The 1,946-nt window shown below is 27.9% G+C and carries 2 protein-coding genes; both read right to left on the minus strand.

Annotated features, from left to right (window positions below):
• Nucleotides 1-434: exodeoxyribonuclease VII large subunit (locus KTO59_RS04095; protein ID WP_284928786.1), on the minus strand; the 434-nt coding region annotated here is incomplete at its 3' end.
• A 147-nt stretch (nt 435-581) separates the two neighbouring features.
• On the minus strand, nt 582-1,946 hold a 1,365-nt coding region (locus KTO59_RS04100), incomplete at its 5' end, for a DUF2963 domain-containing protein (protein ID WP_284928787.1).

Here is a 1,946-nt window from a genome sequence, read left to right on the forward strand (position 1 = left end):
ATACTATTCCTTTTCGAATTTTTAACTGTTCTGTTCCGAATAATGAAATAATTTTGAGTTTCTGTTAATAAATCTTCTTCTTTTTGAGTTAAAGTATTTTGAAATTTTATTAATTCTGCTTTTTGTTGAGATAAAGATTCTTTTTGTTGAATTAAATCATTTTGTTTTTTAAATGAATAATCAATAATTTTTCCTAAATACAAATCTAATAATTTATCATTATGATTTTCATAATTGTTTTTCGCCTTATCAAAAAATTTTATTAACTCAAGAACCTTTTGAATACCAGATGTGGGTGTAATAGCATTATCATAAGCTACTAAATCAGAAAAAGCAGTATTAAATGCATGCCCTATCGCGGTAACAATCGGTATTTTTGATTTTTTAATAGCTGGTCGCAGTGTTATAAAAAAATGTAAATGTTTTTTTAACACTGCATATTTTTAAAAACTCTTTTTACTAAAAAAAAGACTAGTTTTTTTAACTAGTCTTTTCGGTATTAAAAATGAATTTATTTACACTTTTTTAGAATAATGCGGACGTTTATTTTATTTTTTATTTGTTTTTTTGTATTTTTCATATTATTTTTTCGTTCCGTCGGGGTTGTAGAATGTTGTTTTAATTTCTTGGCCGTTTTCGTTGTATTCGATAATAAAACTAATAGTTTTGCCGTCGTCTTGATAGAATTTTACTTTAGTGTTTTGGCCGTTTTCGTTGTATTCGTTAATTTGTTTGATAGTTTTGCCGTCTTCTTGGTATAATGTTGCTTTAACTAATTTTTCGTTTTCGTTGTATTCTTCAATTCCCTTAATAGTTTTGCCGTCTTCTTGGTATAATGTTGCTTTAATTTTTGGGCCGTTTTCGTTGTATTCACCAATTGATGAAATAGTTTTGCCGTCAGTTTGATAGATTGTTACTTTAGTTTTTTGGCCGTTTTCGTTGTATTCGATAATAAAACTAATAGTTTTGCCGTCGGGTTGGTAGAATGTTTTTTTAACTAATTTTTTTTTTTCGTTGTATTCATCAATTGCCTTAATAGTTTTGCCGTCGGGTTGGTAGAATGTTGCTTTAGTTTTTGGGCCGTTTTCGTTGTATTCGACAATAAACCTAATAGTTTTGCCGTCGGGTTGGTAGAATGTTTTTTTAACTAATTTTTTTTTTTCGTTGTATTCTTCAATTACTAAAATAGTTTTGCCGTCGTTATATTTTATAATTTTTTTAATAGTTTTGCCGTTGTCTTGGTATAATGTTGCTTTAGTTTTTTGGCCGTTGGCGTTGTATTCGACAATAAAACTAATAGTTTTTCCGTCGTCTTTGTAGAATGTTGCTTTAGTTTTTTGGCCGTTTTCGTTGTATTCGACAATAAACCTAATAGTTTTGCCGTCTTCTTGGTATAATGTTGTTTTAACTAATTTTTCGTTTTCGTTGTATTCGTCGATTGTAAAAATAGTTTTGTCGTCTTTTTGGTATAATGTTATTTTAACTAATTTTTCGTTTTCGTTGTATTCTTTAATTCCCTTAATAGTTTTGTCGTCGTTATATTTTATAATTTTTTTAATAGTTTTACCGTCGTTTTGGTAGAATTTTGCTTTAGTTTTGTGGCCTTTTTCGTTGTATTCGTCAATTTGTGTGATAGTTTTGCCGTCGTCTTGGTAGATTGTCCTTTTAACTAATGTTTCGTTTTCGTTGTATTCGTCAATTGCCAAAATAGTTTTGCCGTCTTCTTGGTATTCTGTTAATTTAATTATTTGGCCGTTTTCGTTATATTCGCTAATAAACTGAATAGTTTTGTCGTCGGAATAGTAAAATATTTTTTGTTTTTTTTCTTTATTATCAAAAAATTGTTTTAATTTCATTTTTTTATATTTTTCCTTTAATCGAGGATTTGTATTTCTCGCTTTTATTATAAACTGGTCGTACTGTTGTAAATTTTTGTAAATAAATTT

Origin of the sequence: Candidatus Phytoplasma sp. AldY-WA1, from assembly GCF_020312115.2 — a bacterium.
GTDB classification, from domain to species: domain Bacteria; phylum Bacillota_I; class Bacilli_A; order Acholeplasmatales; family Acholeplasmataceae; genus Phytoplasma; species Phytoplasma vitis.